The organism is Brachyspira catarrhinii (assembly GCF_005518285.1).
Lineage (GTDB): Bacteria > Spirochaetota > Brachyspiria > Brachyspirales > Brachyspiraceae > Brachyspira > Brachyspira catarrhinii.
Map to the genome: position 1 here is coordinate 1 of NZ_SJDU01000682.1, position 705 is coordinate 705.

At 18.9% G+C, this 705-nt stretch carries 1 protein-coding gene; it reads left to right on the forward strand.

The window, feature by feature from the left end:
* Positions 1 to 383 precede the first annotated feature (383 nt).
* On the forward strand, positions 384 to 705 hold a 322-nt coding region (locus EZH24_RS13045), incomplete at its 3' end, for a PTS sugar transporter subunit IIB (protein ID WP_161976185.1).

The window sequence follows — 705 nt, forward strand, 5'->3', positions numbered from 1 at the left end:
AAAAATAGCTAAAAAATAATTATTTTATATATAATAAAAATGCTATGGCCTGCGGTAATTGTTTACTGCAGGCTATTTTTTTTAGAAATAAAATATATATAAATTTGCTTTGATTTAAATAAACTATATTAAAATTAAATAATTGTGCTTAAAGATTATAATTGAAAGACTATAATTGTAAAAAACATAAAAGTATTATTATCTACAAAAATAAGTAAATAATTATTTGTAATTATATATTAATGTTTTTGTATCTATTATTTAAACCTTTTTATAATTTAGATTTTATATTACTATTAAAATATATAAATATAATCATTTAATATATACTAGAAATAAAATACATATTATGTTAATATAATAGAAATTTTTGAGGGTGAAATATGAAAAATAATGAAAAAAACTTTGCAGTTCCTTTAGTTTTTTTGGGTGGAAAAGAAAATATATTAAAGGTAAATAATTGTGCCACAAGATTAAGATTAGAAGTGAAAGATATTAATAAAATTGATGAAAAAGAAATAGAAAAATATTATCCTTCTGTGCAAAAAATAAGTTCTACAGAAGTTCATATAATAGTTGGTACTAATGCTAATATTATTGCAGAGTCTTTAGAAAAATTATTATCTTGTAATGATAGCAGCTCAAATAATGTATTAGATCTTATTCCTTTACTTGGAGGAAAAGATAATATAGTAAAAGTAAATA